Annotated in this window: 16 protein-coding genes; 14 read left to right on the forward strand and 2 right to left on the reverse strand. The window is 49.0% G+C overall.

The window, feature by feature from the left end:
- Window positions 1-154: 154 nt before the first annotated feature.
- The 14 genes from GJ688_RS15370 (at window position 155) to GJ688_RS15435 (ending at window position 20,263) form a co-directional block, all read left to right on the forward strand.
- Window positions 155-1,924 (forward strand): phage tail sheath family protein, encoded by a 1,770-nt coding sequence (locus GJ688_RS15370; protein WP_155477439.1) that lies wholly within the window; start codon window positions 155-157, stop codon window positions 1,922-1,924.
- A 67-nt stretch (window positions 1,925-1,991) separates the two neighbouring features.
- On the forward strand, window positions 1,992-2,423 hold the full coding sequence (locus GJ688_RS15375) for a phage tail protein (protein WP_155477440.1): 432 nt from the start codon (window positions 1,992-1,994) through the stop codon (window positions 2,421-2,423).
- Between the two features lie 137 nt (window positions 2,424-2,560).
- Window positions 2,561-2,935, forward strand: coding sequence for a phage tail assembly protein (locus GJ688_RS15380; protein WP_155477441.1), 375 nt, complete (start codon window positions 2,561-2,563; stop codon window positions 2,933-2,935).
- A 41-nt stretch (window positions 2,936-2,976) separates the two neighbouring features.
- Complete coding sequence (locus tag GJ688_RS21400; protein WP_328597383.1) at window positions 2,977-3,120, forward strand: DUF6760 family protein; 144 nt, start codon at window positions 2,977-2,979, stop codon at window positions 3,118-3,120.
- Between the two features lie 29 nt (window positions 3,121-3,149).
- A complete protein-coding gene (locus GJ688_RS15385; RefSeq protein WP_155477442.1) occupies window positions 3,150-3,611 on the forward strand; it encodes a phage tail protein in 462 nt (153 codons plus the stop codon).
- Window positions 3,612-3,656: 45 nt separating this feature from the next.
- Window positions 3,657-9,326 (forward strand): hypothetical protein, encoded by a 5,670-nt coding sequence (locus tag GJ688_RS15395; RefSeq protein ID WP_170292055.1) that lies wholly within the window; start codon window positions 3,657-3,659, stop codon window positions 9,324-9,326.
- Between the two features lie 3 nt (window positions 9,327-9,329).
- Window positions 9,330-9,956 carry a CIS tube protein gene (locus tag GJ688_RS15400; protein ID WP_155477445.1) on the forward strand — a complete coding sequence of 209 codons (627 nt, stop codon included), beginning with the start codon at window positions 9,330-9,332 and terminating at the stop codon, window positions 9,954-9,956.
- Window positions 9,957-9,961: 5 nt separating this feature from the next.
- On the forward strand, window positions 9,962-11,056 hold the full coding sequence (locus GJ688_RS15405; protein ID WP_155477446.1) for a phage late control D family protein: 1,095 nt from the start codon (window positions 9,962-9,964) through the stop codon (window positions 11,054-11,056).
- A complete protein-coding gene (locus tag GJ688_RS15410; RefSeq protein WP_155477447.1) occupies window positions 11,053-11,748 on the forward strand; it encodes a phage baseplate assembly protein V in 696 nt (231 codons plus the stop codon). The genes GJ688_RS15405 and GJ688_RS15410 overlap by 4 nt, the downstream gene beginning before the upstream one ends.
- Window positions 11,749-11,775: 27 nt before the next feature.
- Entirely contained in the window at window positions 11,776-12,174 is a 399-nt protein-coding gene (locus GJ688_RS15415; protein WP_170292056.1) for a GPW/gp25 family protein, read from the forward strand.
- A gap of 50 nt (window positions 12,175-12,224) precedes the next feature.
- Complete coding sequence (locus GJ688_RS21405) at window positions 12,225-15,254, forward strand: putative baseplate assembly protein (protein WP_155477448.1); 3,030 nt, start codon at window positions 12,225-12,227, stop codon at window positions 15,252-15,254.
- Window positions 15,255-15,259: 5 nt separating this feature from the next.
- Complete coding sequence (locus tag GJ688_RS15425; protein WP_170292057.1) at window positions 15,260-17,533, forward strand: putative baseplate assembly protein; 2,274 nt, start codon at window positions 15,260-15,262, stop codon at window positions 17,531-17,533.
- Between the two features lie 39 nt (window positions 17,534-17,572).
- Window positions 17,573-18,586: a phage tail protein gene (locus tag GJ688_RS15430; protein WP_170292058.1), complete on the forward strand. Its 1,014-nt coding sequence runs from the start codon at window positions 17,573-17,575 to the stop codon at window positions 18,584-18,586.
- 36 nt (window positions 18,587-18,622) lie between these two features.
- Window positions 18,623-20,263 (forward strand): hypothetical protein, encoded by a 1,641-nt coding sequence (locus GJ688_RS15435; RefSeq protein WP_155477451.1) that lies wholly within the window; start codon window positions 18,623-18,625, stop codon window positions 20,261-20,263.
- Here the strand turns inward: GJ688_RS15435 and GJ688_RS15440 are convergent.
- Window positions 20,239-21,591, reverse strand: coding sequence for an MORN repeat-containing protein (locus GJ688_RS15440; protein ID WP_155477452.1), 1,353 nt, complete (start codon window positions 21,589-21,591; stop codon window positions 20,239-20,241). The two genes, GJ688_RS15435 and GJ688_RS15440, sit on opposite strands and share 25 nt — an antisense overlap.
- A 43-nt stretch (window positions 21,592-21,634) precedes the next feature.
- Complete coding sequence (locus GJ688_RS15445) at window positions 21,635-22,024, reverse strand: DUF4280 domain-containing protein (RefSeq protein WP_155477453.1); 390 nt, start codon at window positions 22,022-22,024, stop codon at window positions 21,635-21,637.
- Between the last annotated feature and the right edge of the window lie 34 nt (window positions 22,025-22,058).

Raw genomic sequence — 22,058 nt, forward strand, 5'->3', positions numbered from 1 at the left:
GTATCTTGCACTAAGAAAGGGGGATTACGGTTACCAAGGGGAAAGCGGTCTTTTGCAAAGGGGTATCCTTCGTTAAGCCAGTTTTGCGGTGAACGACGGAACGATTAGGTACTGAGAGGAGGGACTGATCCCAAGTCATTGGGATCGGGAAGGTATGCCAGAATATCTTTCACCAGGGGTTTATGTGGAGGAGTTTGACAGTGGTGCTCAGCCACTGGAGGGCGTCAGTACCAGTACAGCGGGATTTATTGGGGTAGCCCAACGGGGCCCTGCGGAAGGTCTCCCGCAGTTAGTGACTAGTTTTGCTGATTTTCAGCGCCAGTATGGAGGCTATCTATCTGAAAATGCCTTTGGCTCTTACCGATACCTGGCGTATGGGGTGGAACACTTTTTCCTAAATGGCGGTTCCCGTGCCTACATTATGCGTGTAGCACCGCAAAATGCGGCACAAGCCGCCGTGGAATTACCGAACGGTTCAGGACAGAGCCCACTGCTGCAGATTACGGCAAAGAACCCCGGTTCCTGGGGGAATCAAATTCGGATCAAACTATCCCCGGCCAGTAAGGCAAGAACACAGATTTTAGAGATTATCGGAGATCCTGCATCGTCGAAAAAATATAAGGTCAAAAACTGCGCTGGTTTTAACCCCGGTGACAGTGTGGCTTTTATGAGCGGTGGAGCGACTCAATACAACCGGGTCTTGGTGTCCCAAGATGACATCATCGAACTGGCACAGCCTCTCGACGGTGGACAAGATGTCGTGGATCAGAAACTGCTTCCGGAAAAAGTGCTGCGTACGGCAGAGTTTACGTTGGACGTTTATTTTGGCGATGAAGCCGAAACCTTCAGCAATCTGTCCTTGAACGTTTCGGCGGCAAACCATGTGGAAAAGATCTTATCCCGTTCCAATTTGATATCTGTAAAGGATAACAGCCAAGGCGCAACGGCCGATAATCTACCGCCATTTCAAGCCATTACAGGGCTGGCGGAAGATACGGTGAAAGATGAGAAAAGCAAATTCGTGAGCGAGTTGACAGGTGGGAGCGACGGAGCAGTATCGAGCTTGTCTCCGGCCGATTTCATGGGGGAAGACCGAGGGCCTGGCAAACGGACCGGTATCCAGGCATTTATCGATAACGATGAAGTCAGTGTCATCGCTGTCCCAGGGATTACCGATCCAAATGTGCAGCTTTCGCTCGTCGCTCACTGCGAAAATTTGAGAAGCCGATTTGCCTTGCTGGATGTGGCAGTGGAAAAAACTAAGGTGGCTGATGTAGAGAGTCACCGAAATATTTTTGATTCCAATTATGCCGCCATTTATCATCCCTGGCTGCAGGTGTTCGATCCCTTGGAAAAACGAAGCGTCCATATTCCCCCTTCCGGTTCGATGGCAGGCATATACGCCCGGTCCGACAATACCCGAGGTGTTCACAAGGCGCCGGCCAATGAAGTGGTGCGGGGGGCGACAGGCCTGTCCGTACAATACAACAAGGGCGAGCAGGATATCCTCAACCCGAAAGGGGTAAACCTTATCCGCTATTTTACTGGACAAGGGATCCGCGTATGGGGCGCCAGAACGGCGTCTTCGAATGGGTTGTGGAAGTATGTCAACGTCCGAAGATTGTTTATCTTCTTGGAAGAGTCGATTAAACGCGGTACCAACTGGGTCGTTTTCGAACCGAACGATGAGCGGCTCTGGGCTCGGGTCAGCCGAACGATCGACGCCTTCCTAACTCGTGTATGGCGGGACGGCGCTTTAGAAGGCGGCAGCCCGGCTGAGGCCTTTTATGTCCAAATCGGCCGTACGACGATGACACAGGATGACATCGACAATGGCCGCTTGATTTGTATCATCGGGGTCGCACCGGTGAAACCGGCAGAATTCGTCATCTTCCGGATTACGCAGAAGACGAGAGAGCAATAACAGTTGAACCTTTGGAATCACATCTCTGGTGGAACACCAGTGAGTAGGGATATGGAGGTGTACCGATATGGCCGATCGTAAGGACCCATACCGCAATTTTCGGTTTCGAATCGAAGTGGAAGGGATACAGCAGGCTGGCTTTAGCGATGTATCTGGTTATAACGCGTCTATCGATGTGATCGAGTACCGGGAGGGTAACGAAGTCACGACACCCAGAAAACTGCCTGGGTTGTCGAAGTATGGCAATATCACATTGAAGTGGGGCGTCACGGACTCCATGGACATGTATAACTGGATTCTTGAATGCACCCAAGGGAAAATCACGAGAAAAATGGTGACGATCATCGCTCTCGATGAAGAAGGCAAAGACGTGGCTACGTGGCAAGTGAAAGAAGCTTGGCCTTGTAAATATTCGGCCCCTGACTTTAGCGGAAAGGGATCCGATGTAGCGATCGAAGTCTTGGAATTGGCCCATGAGGGCATGACTCGAACGAAATAGGGACTTATAAGTCGTCTTTTTGAGGCAAGTAAACCCACGAAGCGGACAGATTCTTTACAGCCAAACGTCAAGCCCGAGAATAACCGGATCGGGCTGTTGGCGGAGTCACCGATGAAAAATAGCAGGAGGGTTTCTCCATGGTGTTTCAAACGGAATATCCCTTTGAGCTCCCCCGAGGTTATGTGGACGAAAGTGGTAATCTACATAAAAGAGGTACCATGCGTTTAGCGACGGCGGCCGATGAAATCTTGCCTTTACGAGATCCTCGAGTACAACAGAACCCGAGCTATCTGACGATTATCTTACTGGCCCGCGTAATTACCAAACTGGGCGATCTGAGGGGCGTCGATACCAAGGTGATCGAAAACATCTTCTCTGCCGATTTGGCCTATCTGCAATCGTTGTATCAGCAGATTAACCAGGCGGGAGAGAGCAAAATCAACGTTTCTTGCCCCAAATGCAACCATTCCTTTGAGGTGAAGGGCGCTTTTTTCGTGCAGACGGAGGAATAAGCCTCTATCCTGCAGAGCGGATTTTCGAAGAAGTCAGTTTTATCGCCTATTACTTTCACTGGTCTCATGATGAAGTGATGGCGATGGAGCACCGGGATCGGCGCCGTTGGTGCGAAGAAATTACTCGGATAAACCGAAAACTGAACGATGAGCCGGAAAATATGTTTGACGTCTTCAAACGATAACGTTGACAGAAAGAAGGTTTGAGAGAGCCTTGGGGGGAAAAACTCAAAGTTCTCAAAAGAGCGATCAACAGGTTACCGCGGTATTTCGTTTTTGGGTCGAACTTGACGGAGTGCTCGTCGGGGGATTTTCCGAAGTCACTGGACTGGAGAGCCGGTTAGAAACAGAAGAATATCGAGAGGGAGGCCTTAACGATTATGTGCATGTCTTACCGAAAGGGAAGCGGAATACCCCTCTTGTGTTCAAACGCGGCATCACGAAGTCCAGTGCACTTTGGGATTGGTATATGTGTGAGCAAAAAGATCCCAAGAAACGCAAAAACGGTTCGGTCATCTTACTGAGCTATGCCGGAGAAGAAGTATGTCGGTGGAATTTTTTCGATTCCTATCCGGTTCGATGGAGCGGGCCGGACTTGAAGTCCGATGGGAACGCGGTGGCCGTTGAGGCGATTGAAATTGTGCACAAAGGCTTAAAAGTGACCTTTACGCAATAGTACGGGTAGGTGATTGGGTTGCTGATTAGAAAAGGGATCGAACGAATGGATAGACTATCCATTCACTCTCAAACGTTTAGTCAAACTGCAGCAACATCAAGCAGACCGACTTTTGCGGAAGGGATCATGAAAAGATATCAAATCGGGATAAAAAGTACTTTTTATCCCTTATCTTTGATCTATTTGACAATGGGCAAGAGGCTGGTTAAACCAGGCCAACCATTTCTGCACCCACTAACTTTGCCTGTTTCCGTCAGGGTGCCTGTTGTCGCTAAGGTGCCGGTTTCCGTCGGAGTGCCTATTCCTGTTGGGGTACCGCTTCCTGCCGGGGTGCCTATACCCGCCCGGGTGCCGATTTCCGCCAGTGTGTCTAATCCCGCTGGGGTCCCTGTTCCCGTCGGGGTGCCAACTCCCGTTGGGGTGCCCGTCACCGTTAAGGAGAAGAGCCTTTGGAAAGGCTGCTATGCTGGGCAGCCGGAGAACAAGACGGAGATTCAGTCTCTGGCTGCTCAGTCTCTCATCATGGGTACAAATCAGTTTGGGTCCAATAATTACCCTATTTTTGAACTGCCTAATACCCGTCCGGAAAGGGGGTTCCAAAGGGCCAAGGGAATAAGCTCGTCCCAGCGGACAGGTAAACAGCATAGAGAAGTTTCCACAGTCACCTTCGGAGGATTAAACCAGAGCATCGTAGCGATGAGGTCTCGGCTGGTGGCAGTGGCACTGGTGATTCAACAGCCTTCTTTGTGGATTCGGCTAAATCCCGTGCAGGCGTATTTGGCGAATAGACAGCCGAATAGAATGACGCATAGATGGGACTATGAAATTAAAAGGGTTTATGGTTCTAACTTGACTGAAGATGCCCAACAGGGAGAGAAAACACCTGGTCATCGTTTAAATTTGCCCCAAGCTGCCAGACCGGGAGAGAGCGCGCCCATCCCTGCTTTGGCGGTGGATATTCCCTCCCCGTGGAGCATGGAAAGAGAAAAAATCACCACCTCCCTTTCAATAGATCTATTTCCGTATAGATATCTGTGGAAGGGAGCCTTGGTAGAGGGTTCTTATCCGACTCCGATAAGAAAAGAACGGATCGCCATTGGGATATCGCAAAGGATGACTCGGCATTATTCCCAATCCTCTCTGTCGAGGTTGGTTAGGGTATTCCGCGTTGATCAAGGACGAATAGTTCCAATAAGCATATGGAGTAAAAAGAACATAACCACTCGTTGGGGGAACGATAAACCTACTGTTGGTGAAAGCAACAGCCCGATTTTTGAACGTAGTACCACTGCAACGATAGATCTTGGTATGGCAAGTTATCCAGTAGTGAAACCTCAATGGATGACGGAAGTTTTGAAAACTACCGAAACATTCTTTTTTCAACTTCTTCAGAAAAAACGTCAAAGATTGAATATCCAAAAGAACTTACATAAACTCTCGCGGCAATTGAAGATATCCGTGAAACAACCTATAAGGTGCTTACTGCAAGAGTGTCTCCGAAGGACGGTGGAATGTTCTCCCCAAATCGACATATCAACTTTCAGGGGAATCCAAGTATATCGAGGATTCTCTGTAAACCATGGACCCGATCAACAACCGGGATTACATGTATACCAGGGAATCCATATATATCGAGTTGGCCAGGTACCCCTAGGATTTCTAAAAAAACGTCACCAATGGGATATGAAGCAGGATAGACCAGGGCGCTCATGGTTGGCGAAAGATGATTCGGATGGAACACAAAGCACCTATTTGTCTTGGTTGGGCAAAAGAGAAAAAGAAGTTTTACGGTTGAACAAAAACGGGTTAAAGCAAAACGTAATGGCAATCTCGGCTCAACTGGTGTCGATTCAGCGCCCCTATCTTTGGGCAACGACAGATGCTCATCCCGTGAAGGTTGCTTCAACATTTACTCAGCTTTCCGAAAGGGCTGTGACGCAAAGAGGGGCCTACGAAAGAATTGGGGTTAGTAATGAATACTTCATTGCAGATGCAAAACAAACATATCCGCATCCAAGGTCTCTAAGGAAGCCATCCCTGGCGGAAGTTTCTTTCCCAGAACCAATTATGGGAGAACGAACCGCCACAGCTATATCGCATAGGGTGACTTGGCAAGCTTTCTATGTTTCTCAGTCCAGGTTGATTAGGGTATTCAACGCTAAACAACGACGAGTAGTTTATACGAGTACACAGCGTAATAAGAACCCAATCGTTCATTGGCCAAGTGAGAAATCCCTTATCGATAAAAGAAACATCCAGATTATTGAACATAGCACATCCGCAAAGATACAGCTTCCTATGGCAAATTTGCCAGCGTTGAAACTTGGAAGGACGGTAGATGTCTTAAAAGCTGCCGAACTCAACATTCTTTGGATGATTCAAAGCAATCGTAGTCGATGGGACTCAGAAACGACTGTACGGAGACTTTCCTCGTTCCGGAAGATGATCGAGAACCAACCAATGGGGAATTACCCGAAAAAGAAGCCTCAATGGATGGTGAAACGTTCCCCTAAAACCGAGAGCCTTAATTATCCGGAAATCTACATACACCAGGGATACTCTATTCACCGAGAAATCGGCATACACGAGAGAGTCCATATACATCAAGGGGACCGTGTACATCAGGGGTTGCCAGGAAAAAACAATCGATGGGATATAGAATACGAGGGTGTACATGGGATTCAGAGATGGGATAAAGGCAAAAAAATAAGTTATCCCAGTTCAAACTCGTTCGTAGTAGCCAGACCAGGTGAGGAAAAGTCTAAATATAGTTCAACCCTAATAAAACTCAAACACTTCCCTTCCACTCATTCCAAGTTGTCCAGTGTATTCCGCGTTGATCAACGACGAATCATACCAGCGAGTGTACAGCGTAAGCAGAATTCAACCTTAGCTTGGGCCACCGAAACAGACATCCTTCCGATTCTCACGATAAAAAATATAAGATGGGACTTAGAAAAGACTGTACACAGACTTTCGTTCCCCCGGGAGATGCACGCGAATCAATCAATGGGTAATTCACCAAAAACGAGTCTAGGTGAAGGCTATCGGTGGAATTTGAAATGGGATAAACAGAGGCTTTCATGGACTGCGGAAGTGTATGTGGACCAAAAACAAACACCCCGGTTACATAAGATAAGTAAAGAACAAAAAGAAGCTTTAAGGATAACTTTAGAAGCATCAAGCAAAAGCATACTATCGAAAACGATCCAAATGGTGATGCTGACGATTCAAGGGCCTCACAATTGGACAACAACTGATAATCATTCTTCAAAGGCAGTTTCAGCTGATACACAGACTTCAAAAAGGGTTGCCATACAGAGAAGGGACAATGGTATAAAGGAAGGTCGTCGCAGTGTAAGCTCGGCCGCAGGAACAGCAGGTCTCTTTTCGATGGTCCCCTTTTGGTATCCAAAGTCTCTGTGGAGGACAGCCTCAGCGGAGGACTCTTATTCGAATCTAATGAGAGAAAAAGAGGATGACGCAGGAAGAACAGAAAAAGCGGCGTGTGTATTCAATACTGAGCACCGACAAGTGATCTCTGTGGACGTACATCGCAAGAAGAACCTTATCATGGGTTGGATGATTGAGAACCCCGCTGTCAACGAAAGAGAGAGTCACGCAATAGAGCCAGGTTCCACTCCCCAAACGAACACTGTACTAGTGATTCGGAAAAAACACCGAGGGTCTGACTTAGAAAAGGCCACACATAGACTGTTACGGTTTTGGAAGAGTCCCATAAGTCACCGAATGGAGACCTTGCCAAAGGAGAATCCTCAAGGGACAGTGGAACGTTCCCCCAAAACCGAAAAATTTATTCCCCGAGAAGTCAGCATTCACCGGGGGCTCTCTTTACATCAGGGACTTCGCTTACATCGGGAAATCTCTATACATCAAGCAGTTCAGGCAAAACAGGGATTACCGGCAAATCAATATCAGTGGGATTTAAGCTGGGATGAACGCGAGATATCATCATTAGAAAAAGGATATGTGGGCCAAAAAAGAACAACCCCGATACATATGGTAAGTAATGATAAGGTAAGTAAAAGGCAAAAAGAAGCTTTCAGGATAACTATTCAAGAACAAAATCAACGAATATCAACGAAAACGTCTCAACCGGTGACTATGGGGATTCATTGGCCCCTCATTTTGATAACGACTAATGTGCGCTCCTTAGAGGCGGTTTCAGTAAATCGAAAGACATTAAAAAGGGATAGGACGCAAAGACAGGACAATCGTATTGAAGGGGGCTATGCCCGCTCAAACACGATCGCAGGTAGCCAACTGGCAAATAGCCAACGGAGAGAGGGAAAACCGAACTATGGTTTACTCTCAACTATCGCCGCAAAAACAGAAAGAAAGGAAATTCTCCCGTCTTCGGCGGCTGTAAATCTATCTTTGTGGAACAGGGTAACCGAAAAACCAGACGTCCCTATCTCGATATTTCAGTTTTCACATCAAAGGCTTCTAGGGAGGACACCCGCGACAGAAGAGCCAGACCCACAATCACATCCGATAATGAGTCAAAAGGCGAGCGAAAAAGCCGCTATAGGTGTATCAGAAGGAGCAATTTTGCTCAATAACTATTCCACTCCATCAAGCTCGCTTAGGCTATTCAGTTCTGTTCAACGAACAGCAATCTTGACGAGTGTTCAGCCTAAAATGAAACAAAACATAGGTTGGTCGATTGAGAAAACTGCTGTCAACGCAAGAGACGGTCATGTAATTGAAAAACGATTCACTGCGAAGGTGCAGTTTACCAAGGCGATTACAACGATGGTGAGACCTCAATGGGCCGTGAAAGCTTCGAAAATTACCGGAACATTCATTCATCAGGTGCTACGAAAAAATCAGGAAGAACAGGCAAGAGGGGAATCTAAAAACACGATAAACAGGCTTATGCAAGTGCTAGAAACAAAAGTACCAGAAACACGAGTGCTGGATACACAAGTAGATACGCAAATGCTAGAACTGAAAGCATATGGCGGAGAAATACGGATCATCGAATCACGTAAAGCCGGCCCTAACAGAGGGCTCTCTACCCCGGCTTCATCACAGAGACGAGAACAAGAAAAAAATCGACTCGCCCACCGCTCAAACTTAGCTAAATTGACAAAAAAGAGTGCTGAAAAACATATCCATATAAAAGGGCTATATCTGCCTATAGGGATCCTGAACCCCGTGGGCAAGCCACTGCGAGAACATTTACGAATTTTATACCCACCCAAGTCAGAGAGAGAGCAGGAACCCAAACCAGGCCGTGGGCTAGCTTTTATCCGGGAAAGCGCAAAACCCATAGATCAACCGATAAGAGCCATGGTCCTTTCAGATTTGACCCCTCGATGGACTCAACCTGCTGAACGGAAGAGCCAAGCGGAACCCTTAGCACCAGTTCCTTCCCGTAGGGTCAACGACGAATTCACCACTCTTGACCAGGCGGCGAAAGTACACCATCAGACAGATCAAAGCTACTTAAGCAGTGTGAACCTTGAATTTCGAAAAAAGGAACCCATGGATAACCCTCAGACCGTTCAACAAATATCTCAACAGAAACCGTTACCGGCTGTCCCTGTTGAAGAACCCGCTTCTCGAAAGGGAAGGAAGAGCCCAACGAATGGCAACGGAACAGAAATCAATATTCAACGCATTACCGATTTAGTGTTTGCAGAGATAGAAAAACGATGGAGAACGGCTAAGCAACGAAGAGGGATGTAGACGATGGCATTAAGCAAGGCGAAAATTATCGCGTATCGAGGTTCAGGAACCGATACGATCGAGGTTCTTTTTAATCCAAATGCCTATTCGCTGCAATCAAAAAATAACTTCGCCTGGGATAACAGCCCTGGACTTTCAGCGCCGATTGGCCAATTCATCAACGGTGGTGCAACCACCCTGACGATGGAGCTATTTGTAGATACCTATGAAATGGGGACAGACGTTCGGGAAAAGACAGGCCAAATCACCGGCTTGATGGAAGTCGATTCGGAATTGCATACGCCGCCCATCTGTCGTTTTGTCTGGGGCTCTCTCGACTTTAAAGGGGTCATCGAAAATATCTCGCAACGATATACCATGTTTCTCGACTCGGGCATACCTGTTCGAGCGACGCTCAATGTAACCTTTCAAGCTTGCGAAAACGTAACGGAACAACTGCAAAAGACACCGAGACACTCGTCTGATCGAACGAAAGAACGGATTCTGAAGCAAGGGGAACAGTTGTGGATGATCGCCGGCGAGGAATTCAATAATCCAGGGCAATGGAGAGAACTGGCCAAGGCCAACAGCATAGATAATCCCCATCGACTGGTGCCGGGGACAAAACTGGTCGTGCCGCGACTGAGGTGAGCTTTTTGAAAGATCTGGAGTTGACACAAGATAAGTACGAATACACGCAGCTAGAAAAAAAGTACCGGAATTTCCTCGGGCCGTCCTTCAAGATCGTCATCAATGGAGCCAATCTCAGTCAACAAGGTATCGTCATCTCCGAGGTAACCGTCGAATTAGATGTCGGAACCAAAGCCGATTCATTTCAATTTGATGTGGTCAACGCCTATGACCCGACCGAAAGAGAATTTCGATGGATCGATGATTACTTTTCCCTCGGCAACTATGTGGAAATCTACATGGGATACGTCGATGAACTGGTCATGGTCTTTTACGGGCTCATAACCAAAGTGGAATATGCCTTTACCGAGGAAGAAGTGCCGTCTCTGCGCATTTCGGGCATGGATCTAAGCTTCTTGATGATGAAAGGGTCCGATTCGAACGTGTGGACCCAAAAGAAATACAGTGAAGTCGCCCAGAGCATCGGTGCCAGCTATTCATTTACCAACAAAATCGATGATACGAAAGTAAAGCTCCCTATCATCGTTCAAAAAAATAAGACCGATTATCATTTTTTGTCTTGGATGGCGGAGATCAATGATTTCGTCTTTTTTATCAAAGGAAGGACCCTGTACTTTCAAAGTCGGTTTACCAATACGGTTCCCGTGGTGACCCTAACGATCGGAGAGAATCTTTATCATTTCAGCATCGAAGCCAATCTTTCCGCTCCCACGTATAAAGTCGCCGTACGAGGGTGGAATGAGAAGTCCTTTGAGGAGATCGAAGCGACATCGACAAACGTACATAAACTAGGAAGCTCTAAAACAGGGTGCGATATGGTCAAGCTCTTGAGCGAGAAGACGGAGTATGAGCTGGCCAATGTGTCCTCCAAAGAAGAAGCCCAACAGATGGCCGATGCCATTTTAAACCGTAAAGCCATGGATTTTGTTTTGGGTTTTGGCGAGACCACAGGCCTTCCGGAAATTCAAGCGGGTCGCTACATTCAAGTGGACAAGCTGGGAAAACAGTTTAAATCGCCATTCTATCTACAGACGGTGACCCACCGGATCGATGAGTCGGGATATACGACACGGTTTACAGTGAAGGGAAATGGAATATGAGCGTCTTTGAATGGGCACTTGGCAGTTCAGAAGCGAAAACAGGCGGTGTCATGATCGGAGTCGTTACCGATAACAACGATCCCGACGGCCTGGGGCGGGTGAAGGTAAAACTCCCCTTCAAAGCACCTCCTGTGGAAACCGACTGGATTCGGGTCGCCACGTTGATGGGTGGTCCCGGTCGAGGAACGCTGTTCATCCCGGAAGTAGACGATGAAGTGCTTTTAGTATCCTACCAAGGCGACTTTTTTCATCCCGTTGTCATCGGATCCCTCTGGAGCGATAAGCAAAAGCCCCCTCAGGATAAGACCGATAAAGAGAACAATCTCCGGAAAATCCGGTCACGAGCCGGCCATGAGATTGTCTTCGATGACAGTTCCAAAGGTGAAGTGTCGATCAAAACGGCAAAAGGAAATCAAATCGTTCTCAATGACGACAAGGGAACCCTGACCATCAACAACCTGGACGGGAAGAAGATTGAGGTCGCCAAAGAAGGAGTTACCGTGACCTGCGAACAGTCCACCGTCAGCCTAAAGCCGTCAGGCCAAATCGAAATCAAGGGTACAAATACGAAAATCGAAGCCCAGCAAATCGAGATCAAAGGGACGACGTTGAGTATCAAAGCGGACGCTCAATTGACCGTTGAGTCTTCCGGAATGCTGACGCTAAAAGGAAGTTTGGTGAAGATCAATTAACGGCGAGGGGCGCTAGGGGTGAACAAGGTGAGCGATTTCTTGGGAAAAGGGTGGAAGTTCCCCATCCAAGTCGACCCCAATACAGGACGCATAAAGATGTCTCAGTATGAAGAAGACATCGATGAAGCGATACGAATCGTTCTTTGGACCGCCAAGGGAGAGCGGGTGATGCGCCCGAGTTTCGGAAGCACGATACATCAGTTTGTCTTCGGGGGGACCGACGTAACGACATTACATATGCTGGGAAATGAGATCAAAGAAGCGCTGCGCCATTGGGAACCTCGTGTCGAGGCTGTCGATGTTCAGGTCCAGCGAGATCCCAGGGAAAGCAACAAACTGTTAATTCATATTCAATACAGAGTGCGAAAAACAAATAACCTTTTTAACCGTGTCTATCCCTTCTATCTGGATGAAGGCGTGAAGTGATCCGGTTTGCCGGACGCCTGAGAAAAAAGTGTTGAGGAGGTGAAAAACAGGTGCAAACACCGCTATGGGATGATCGAAAGAAAGAAGACCTCATTCGCAAGATGGAGGAAATGGTTCCCCATTATACACCGGAGTGGAGATTTACCCCCGATAATCCCGATGCGGGGACAGCTTTATTTTTGCTATTTGCAGACATGTTTCATGGCAACGTGCAACGGTTTAACCAACTTCCTCGGAAATATCTTATTTCTTACTTGAATCTGTTGAACAATTCTCCGATGACGGCAAAACCGGCCTCTGTGTATCTGACCTTCAACGTCGTCACCGGTGCAACCCAGTCGGTTTGGATCCCCAAAGGAACCCAGGTCGTCGCTACGCAAGCACAGGAAGAAGTCCTCTTTGAGACAGAAACAAACCTATGGGCTTCACCGGCCCAACTGACAAGTATCTATAGTGTGAGTAAACGGTGGGATACCATTACTCGGCACCCCGTAAACAGGCCATTTCCAATGTTTGAATCTCGGCAGGAGAAGAACCTGCAGAAACATTGTTTATATATATCTCATGATGATCTGCTGAATCTTCGTAGCGAGGCGATCATCGAAATCGAATTCATCCCTAGTGTCGAATCGTATGCAAATAAAATAGATGCAAGACGTTTCAGCGATCCCCAATTAATTCAGTGGTCTTTTCAGGGAGAAAGGGATTGGGTCCCTTTTGATCGCATCGAGGCAAAAGACAACCGCTTATGGCTGACCAAGGGCGATGGCGAGAGGATCGTCCAATGCGAAGTCGGAGGCGCCACCGGACGCTGGATCCGATGTGAATTAGCCGCCGGGGCAAAGGAGACTGCCTATTTCGAAGAGAGCTCCATCGCCGGCATAGGGATGAACTCTAGTTTTACGAACGGAGAAAAGCTAGACGGTCGCCCGCCGGACATGCTCTTTACCAACGACATACAGATCGAGCCAGATGGCGCTTATCCCTTCGGTAAGTTCTTTGCCAACCATGACAGCTTTTACATCGCCAGCGAAGATGTCTTGAGCAAACGAGGAAGCATAATCAAAATCCAGATGGATTTGCTTTGGAAGATCAACCGGTTGGTCGAGCAGCCTCAGCCAGAGATCGAATGGAAACTGATCATGAAACGCAGCGAAATTCCGAAATCACGACCGCCTCTGTATACCGCCGTGAAGGAAGTCCTGTGGGAGTATTGGAACGGTAAAAGTTGGACAAAGTTGAGTCTGGCTGCCGACGGAAGCGGCTCCTTCGACCTATCGGGGACGATGCAAGGGATCGTCGAGTTTTGTTGTCCCGAAGATTTGAAAGCGACAGAAGTGAATAGCCACTTTGGCTATTGGATTCGAGTACGTATTTTACATATAGAAAATATGTATGGCGGAGATCAGGTCTATCTTTCTCCCTGGTTGCAGAAACTGACGCTGACCTATGCCTATAAACGAAGCCGCATGCCCGAACAAGTCCTCACCTTTAACAATCTTGAGTGGAATGCGATTACAGAGGCCTTGCAGGAACCATCGGCAACAATTCGTCCCTTCTACTCACTGGAAGGAGAGCACCCGGCCCTATACTTAGGTTTCGACAGACCCCCCGTTGGCGGTGGTCCACTGAATCTGTATTTCTCTTTGGAAGAACAGACGAATATGCAAAAACCGTTAACGCTGAAATGGGAATGCTGGGTGAAAACAGACAAGGAAGCTCGCTGGGCAGAACTCAAGGTGATCGATGGTACCGGCGGCTTCAAGGAAAATGGAATCGTCCAATTTTTTTGCCCGGACAGTATTTGCAGTAAAAATTTTTTTGCAGAGTCCCTTTATTGGATACGAGCGAGTCACGTCCGTGCCCATCCGGATAACCCCGGCCAGTCGCAGCCGTTCGTGCACCGCATTCAAATGAATACGGTACGGGCTGTCCAACAAGAGACGATCTGGAATGAGATTCCCCGAAAAGTGACCAACGATCCCCCCACATTCAGCTTGTCCCGTACACCCATCCTGGATCAAGAGGTGTGGGTCGATGAAACAGGCCAGCTCACAGAAGTTCAAATCAAACAACTGGAACAAGAAGGGCTGTCGCTGCGGTTTCACCGGGATGGGGAAGGACAGCTTCAACAAGTTTGGGTACGATGGAGTCCTGTCGAAAATCTGCATCGCTCTTCACCGGAGGACCGCCATTACTGCGTGGACGCAGTCGCCGGGAAAATCTACTTCGGCGATGGCAAATTGGGAAAAGCGCTGCCCCTGGAGATCGCCGAAAGGATCAAGGTGACCTATAAGGTGGGCGGCGGTCAGAGAGGTAATCTAGAGGCGAACCGGATCAACCATCTCGGACGAGCGATTCCTTTCATCGAAAGCGTGACCAATCTGGAGCCTTCCGGAGGGGGATGTGATAGGGAAACCCTCGAAGATGCGCTTCAACGAGGACCGCAGCGAATAAAACACCGCCATCGGGCGGTGGCGGCGGAAGACTTTGAGTGGCTCGTCCGGGAAGCTTTTCCGGGTATCGCAAAAGTAAAATGTCTCTCCCACTATAATGGGGAGATGAACCTCGAAAAGGGTTGTATTACCATCGTCATTTTCCCCAAAGATGAGGCGAACATGGCGGCTTTTTCGGAAACAAAGAAACAGGTTCTCCAGTATATTCTGGAGCGCAGTCCCAGCCATATCGCCATGGCGGGAAAGATCGATGTCATCCAGCCGGCCTATATACAAGTTTCCGTCTCCACCGTGATCCGAGTCGAAAAGCTGGATGATGTTGTAGCGACGGAAAAAGAAGCCCAGATTAGACTTTCTCGTTTTTTACACCCGCTTCATGGCAATTTCGATGGCGGAGGATGGTTCATCGGGCAGGGACTTTATACATCGCAACTACTTACCTTATTAAAATCGATCCGTGCGGTAAGAAATGTAGACAGCCTATTTATGACCGTTCACAAAATCGGACATGGGCAGCTCCAAGAAGTCCGATTCCATGAGATAGCGAAGATCCCCCATGGCTTGATCATGAGCGGAAGTCACAAGATCGTCGTTAAACCCTTAGAACTACGGAACAAAGGGTGAAAGGTATGTTGCATGTTCCCGATTTGGATGATCGTACATTCGAACAGATGGTCGACCAGGGGTGCAGAAAGATACCCGCCCTATATCCCGCCTGGACCGATGAAAATTATCATGATCCAGGGATAACGCTGGTCGAGCTGCTGGCCTGGCTCGTGGAGATGCAGCAATATTACTTGGATCGAATTACACCTAAACATGAGCAGAAAATGCTCAAATTGCTCGGAGTGGCTCAGAAAGAGGCAGCGGTGGCCCATACTTCTGTCCTGATTTCCTGGAAATCGAAGCAGCCGTTAACGGACTCGTTGTCGAATGGATGGGTGCTCCCGCGAGGAACTCCCTTTCTCGCCGAGGATGTACGTTTTGAGTCCCAGAAAAGCGCCCCCTTGGTCAAGGCGAAGTTGACCAAGGTAATCGTACATCCGGCAGGTGCGAAAGCGAATGACGTGACCGTCCATAATGACCATCCGGGAATTCCCTACTACGCTTTCGGCCCCCAAGCCCAGCAAGGAAGTATTCTCTATCTCGGTTTTGACAGCCCGCTGCCATTCACAGAGGAAATCGAGATCATCATCAAAAGACATCTCGAAAAGATAGCAGATTCGATGGAGAAAGATGAAGAGGCCTACGGTGCTCCTTCCAAGCTTCTTTGGTCATCAGGCCGAAAGGAGACTTCGCAAGTCATAGCGTGGGCACCATTGGAGGTTGTGGCGGATCATACCCATGGATTCAATCACAGCGGAGCGCTCATCCTTCGCCTAGGTCAAGAGATGAGTGCCCATGTACTCCCCGAGGCTGGCGACGATATCCTGAGATACTGGCTGCGCTGTATGGTCGTCGATGAGTTAGAATCTGTCCCTCGGTTTGAACAGATCAGCCTGAACACAGTCCCTGTGGCCCACTGTGAGACACTCAGTACCTATGTTACTTTCTTATCGACAGGCCAGCCGGACCAACGGTTTGCCCTGCAGGAGTACCTGGCCTACAAGGGCCAAGTGGATGTGCAGGTACAAACCGCCGACGGTGCTTGGCAGTCCTGGAAAGAGAAGCAAAGCCTCGATTACGTCGGTGACGACGTACCCGCCTACGCTATCGTGAAAGATGACGCCGGTCGGAGGCAGATCCGCTTCGGCAATGGACGGGAAGGGAGAATCCCGCCGGCAGGACGGCAGATTCGAGTGATTCTCTGCCAGAAGGATTTTTATGAGTCCTGTTTCATTGGACGAACGAACGGCCTGGCCTGCCAATTCTTCTACGTGGAGAAGATCGAACGGCAAAACCTGATCAAGAAGTCCTTCCAACTACAGGTGGCAAGGCTCGATAGGGATGGCACCTGGTGCTGGGAAGACTGGCACCGGGTCGATAATTTAGATGCGTCGTCGCCGGAAGATAAGCACTACGCGATTTCCGATTCGGGAGTCATCCAATTTGGCGATGGCGAACGAGGTAAGATCCCTTCCGCATTTCCCCGGATAGAAATGAACATTCGCATCATCTCCTGTCAAATCGGCGGAGGAAAAGCGGGGAATGTCAAGGCGCACCAGATCACCCGATTTGACCAGCCCCTAGCAGGGTGGCAGCATCTTCAGGTGACGAACCCTTACGGCGCGAAGGGTGGCGCCGATAAAGAAACGCTGGAGCAAGCCAAAGTACGCCTTTTAAACGAATTACATAAACCTACCCGGGCGGTCACTGCCGAGGATTACGAAGAAATTGTACGCGCCATACCGGACCTATCCGTAGCCAAAGTCAAAGGCCTTCCCTTATACAGAGAAGGCCTTAAAAACTACCCGGTGAACAGAGTACATGGGCTGATGACGATCGTCGTGGTTCCGCAAAGCAATCGGCCTGACCACTGCCCAATGCCTAGTGATAAATATTTAAAGAGAGTTCGAAACCATTTGGAACCGTATCGACTGATCACGACGGAACTGCATGTCATCGCACCGGTCTATATCAAAGTGACGGTGGCTGCACAGGTGATGGTAGAAGCGACGACTCTGCCCCATCGCATCGACGAAGAGATCAAAGACATGTTAAAAGAACTGCTTCGACCGTTTGATGGGGAAAGGCGACAAGAAGGGTGGCAATTCGGCCGGGCTGTATACCTCAGTGATATCATGAGCGCCATCAACCGGATGAAAGAGGTCGCTTTTGTAACGGATCTGCAGCTTCACGCCGAAGGGCCCGGTGCGGTTAAGAATGGGGAAGGTGACATCTTGATTCCTCCCCATGGTTTAGTCTTCTCTGAGAATCATGAGATTCAGATCAAATTCAGATGAGAGTGGGTCTGACGAATGGAGGAGAGACTTCAATATTTTTTGATCCATCAACCAGCGATCTCGGGAAGTCTCCGCGAACATCGCTTGTTTGGCCCCTTGGACTGCGGGAAGGAAGGAACTCCATGGCATAAGGTCGTTGCCGATGCCCATTACCCTGGCGAGTCTCAAGTCCGCTTTTCCTATTTCTGTTCCGACGATCGAGCCGAGGGTGACGATTCCGCGGCCATTCCATTTTCGAAAGCGATTCTCAACCCGAAAGATGCCTTGCTCCTGGGTGCCAAGGGACGGTACCTTTGGTTTCGGCTGGAACTTATCGGCAAGGACAAGGAGCTTCCCGTCATCAACCAGTTGAAAATCTATTTCCCGCGCTTTTCCTATCTGAACTACCTTCCTGCCCTATATCAGCAGGACAAGGATAGTGCCGATTTTTTGGAGCGCTTTTTGTCGTTGTTTGGGACTTTTCTTGAGGATATGGACGGCCGTATTGAACATTCTCCCCGTATGTTAGAGCCGGCCAGTCTATCGGGAGATCCTCTGCGCTGGTTGGCGCAATGGCTGGGAATGAAGATAAAAGGACCGATGGACGATCAAAAGATCCGCCGATTGATCGCGGCGGCGCCGGAGATCTACCGGTTTCGAGGGACAAGGCGGTCCATCGAACTCCTGATCGAGATCTATACAGGAACGAAGCCGATCATCGTCGAGTACTATCAGTATAAACATCTACTCCGGTATGAGGGTAATAAAAAGTGGCTGACGGAACTCTTTGGCGGCGATCCTCACTGTTTTTGTGTCCTGTTGTATTCGTGGGAGTTGACGGGAGACAAGCCTTCCCGAGGGACTGCTTTGGAAGAGGCTTATGCTGTGGTCACAAGCATATTGGAAGAACAAAAACCGGCCTTCACCGAGGCTAAGGTGATCATCGTAAAACCCTGGATCTGTTTAGATGGTCATTCCTATCTCGGGATGAACAGTTTTCTGCAAGAACCTTCGTCTTTTGTTTTGGATGACAACGCCCAAATACCGTACAATACAATGCTCACTGACCTCTAGCCGGGAATGATTCATTGAAGGAAAGGAGTGGCTGTCTTGAATAACAATCTCCAGTACCCCTTCAAGCGTAACCACTATTATCTCGGAAAGCTGCTGCGGGTACAAGACTTTAAAGTAGAGCAAAAATACTTCAACGACAAACGCCGGCTGCTCAATCGCTTGCTCTTCGGCACCGGGATCGTGACAGGCTTGAGGGTAGACCGGATGGATGCAGAACACGTGACCATCACACCGGGCGTCGCCCTAGATGGTCAAGGGAGAGAGATCGTCGTTCACTCTCGGGAGACACTGAATCTGTTCAGCTTGGAAAGCTATAAACGGGGAAAAGTCGGCAGTAAAGATATCTATCTTTGTATCAAATACAAGCAAGAGCTCGATGAACCGGGAGCCCTCGTCGACTATCCCATCGCACAAGAGAAGGATGGATACAATCGGGTCGTCGAAAGCTATGAATTTCTCATCCGAGAAGAGGTACAGTCACTGACCGGATTTGAACTTTCCGACCTCTATGAAAACGTCTGTGTCATCTACGAAGCCCCTGGGATCAGAGTCTACCAGAAAACACCCCGTTACGTGCACCCGGGAGAGACCTTTGATGTGGTTTTGGGGATTGAAAAAACCGTTGAGAAATCGACCGTTTCTATCAATTACACGTTAACATCAGAGGACCTTGTTCCCGTCTCTCCAGAAGACTGGGTTATAACCTATGAAGAACCGTCGGGAGGGTTTCGCAATGAAAAACGGATCAAGTTTACAGCGAAAGAGAAACTCAAAGAGTCAGCCCGATTACATATCAAGGATGAGACCCTCAAAGTAAAAGTGGGGGATAGGCTGGTCCAGACGGTGAACGGTTGTTACAACCAGATCGGCTTGACCCGTCAACCGGACGAGCAGGCTTTGGAAGAATACTACAAACGAACGTTAGACCAGTGGATCAACATCAACGATCCCTACGTCTATTTAGCCAAGATCAATGTGATTGAAATCGGCTCCCAATATTTTATCGACAAGGTGGAGCAGGCGCCCTTTGTAGAGCGAGTGTACAGCAATGCACTGTTACGACGCATGATCCATGCACAGAAAGGAAGTCCCCCAGATAGAGCTTTTCGAGCGGAGACTAAAGTGCTGCCGGCTGATCAATCGCCCTATCTCGATGTCATCGAAGATCGAACGAATCATACTTGTACCTTTTCACTCGGTTTACCTGCCTGCGAAAGAGGAGATACGGAAATCAGGACGGGTCGGGTAAATATTCCGCTAGAAACGGAAAAACGAGGCGGCGATAAGTGGTTCGTCGTCACCGAACGAATCATCTATTCCGACGAAATTGCGCACGGATTGGGCAAAGGAGAGATATGGCTCCAAGTCGGCCTGGAAGATGCGGCAGAGATAACGGAGAAAGAAGAGACGCGGGCAGAAAGGCGGATGTATTTTGGAACGCCGGGGCTATTTGCCAACTCCATCTATGACAGCCCCTTGCAAACGGTTTCAACGGGAATCGTGGCGTTCCCAGAACGGGGCACCTTTGTCATCGCCGTGAAAGTCCCTGCGGCCCTCAACCGGGAAGTCATTTCCCTGCGCTGGTGGGCTTATAAAAAGACGGCGGCGGCCCCGTCTGTCAATAGCCCGGAAGCCGCCGCCGCTAGAGATGGTTACTTTAGTATTTCCGGCTCATGAGAATCGCCCGCACCGGCTGTAGTGAGTTCGTAAACGAAGTCGTCCTTATCGGAATAGGCCAGGATGGAGTAGTTGGTATAGGGGGGAGCAGCCGGGAGCGCGATAGAACTGTTGCCCATCGGTCCAAATACCTCGTCAAAATGGTTCTTGACGATCTGGGCAGCCACCCCTGTCAGACGGACCGATCGAAGGACCAACGGTTGATCTTTATCGGGGAGTGTATCTACCGTCACTGAAAGATTGAAATCGCTGTAGAGTAACAACTCGGCTTGACTTGTCTGGGGGGGAACAGAAGGCTGCGATTCTTCGAGAACGGGAGAAGCGGCAGTGGAAACTGGGGGGGCAGGATTGAGTAAAGGAATCGTTTGCGTAGGATCGCCAAGAACCTCGATCACTTTCTTTTTCGATAGCCCCAGAAACCAGGCGCTTTCGATGTTCCCATGGTCAAAGTAGCCTTTGTAAATCACTTTTCCGTCGGGATGGTAAAGGGTTCCGATGCCGGCATACAAGCCTTGCGTAAACTCGCCCGTATAGACGGCGTGACCGTTTTCATCAAAGAGGGTACCTGTACCGGAGTAGGCACCAGCGAGAAAATTCCCGTTATATTTCGGCAGTCCGTTGGCGAAATATTCGATCCCCGGGCCGGAACGTTTCCCGTTGAGATAATTCCCAGCATAGGCGAGAGCTTTTTCTTTGCCCAGGAAATATTCCTTTCCCTCTCCGCTTTTTACACCGGCTTCAAACTTGCCGCTAAAGCAGATGTTCCCTTCCCCGTCGAAGAGTGTCCCCTCTCCCTGGTAGAGATCATTGGCGAATCCGCCTTTGTACAGCAGAGTACCATCGGCGTACTGCTCACCTTGGCCTTCTTTCATTCCCTCTTTAAACTCACCGATGTAGATTGGACGATCATTTGGGTCATAGAGCGTGCCCGGACCGGCGAATTTACCATCTACTAAATTGCCGATGTATTTAAAGGGAGACTTGTCCGGTTGAAGCACTTGAATCAGCGCATTTCCGGAAAAACCGCCTGCGTCGGCTAAGGTACTGAATTTTACATAGGGACGAACCCATTTGATGAGAAACGCCGGAGGTTTCAGATATACGACTAGGATAAGGCCAAGAAGGGCGACGACCCCCCAGGCAACCAACCGCTTATGTAGGTAATACTTTCCCAAAGGGATGTAGTCTTCGAGTGTAGTCTCTTTGGGTGTAAGGAATTCTTGCATTTGTTGTAGACCGAGTTCCTCTGCCTGTTTAGCCAGCTTCTCAGGAGGTTGTACGACTGTTGCCAACGTATCCTGAACGATCTTCGGGTTCGGTCCGTCCACAAGAGATCCCTCCTCGTATTTCGTTTTCGAAATTGAGCACCTACTAGGGAACTTGGACTTCCATTTGGCCGGGGTTGGCAACCTCAATGACGCCCCCCCAGCTGCACATGAGTTTACAATTTTGCGTAAGCGCCGGCATGTTACCGACCAAAACAGTCGGTGAACCGGGAGCCCATGGTGCAGCTGTCACAGGAACACAAGGCATAGGAGTTAATACACCCATCGCGGCGGAAGTGGCTGATGCAACTGTCGGATTGGCTAGGGAAGAGCAGAGACCGAAAGGGAGAATGTTTATCAGAGGCTTGTTGTCCATAATGTTGGCCATGGGCATCGCACCGATCTGGACCCGGTTTACCGGGAGAACCATCAATGTGCCGGGAGCTTGTCCAAATGAACACCTGAGCATGGCTGAATTGACGACGGCATTCCCCATTCTATTCACCCCCTTGGGATTAGTATCCGATCCC

This window comes from Heliobacterium mobile, from assembly GCF_009720735.1.
Lineage (GTDB): Bacteria > Bacillota > Desulfitobacteriia > Heliobacteriales > Heliobacteriaceae > Heliobacterium > Heliobacterium mobile.

Bases quoted from the DNA above. Each gene is read 5' to 3' on its own strand.
- GJ688_RS15370 (WP_155477439.1), top strand. From the start codon at position 155: ATGCCAGAATATCTTTCACCAGGGGTTTATGTGGAGGAGTTTGACAGT.
- GJ688_RS15375 (WP_155477440.1), top strand. From the start codon at position 1,992: ATGGCCGATCGTAAGGACCCATACCGCAATTTTCGGTTTCGAATCGAA.
- GJ688_RS15380 (WP_155477441.1), top strand. From the start codon at position 2,561: ATGGTGTTTCAAACGGAATATCCCTTTGAGCTCCCCCGAGGTTATGTG.
- GJ688_RS15395 (WP_170292055.1), top strand. From the start codon at position 3,657: ATGGATAGACTATCCATTCACTCTCAAACGTTTAGTCAAACTGCAGCA.
- GJ688_RS15400 (WP_155477445.1), top strand. From the start codon at position 9,330: ATGGCATTAAGCAAGGCGAAAATTATCGCGTATCGAGGTTCAGGAACC.
- GJ688_RS15410 (WP_155477447.1), top strand. From the start codon at position 11,053: ATGAGCGTCTTTGAATGGGCACTTGGCAGTTCAGAAGCGAAAACAGGC.
- GJ688_RS15425 (WP_170292057.1), top strand. From the start codon at position 15,260: ATGTTGCATGTTCCCGATTTGGATGATCGTACATTCGAACAGATGGTC.
- GJ688_RS15445 (WP_155477453.1), bottom strand. From the start codon at position 22,024: ATGGGGAATGCCGTCGTCAATTCAGCCATGCTCAGGTGTTCATTTGGA.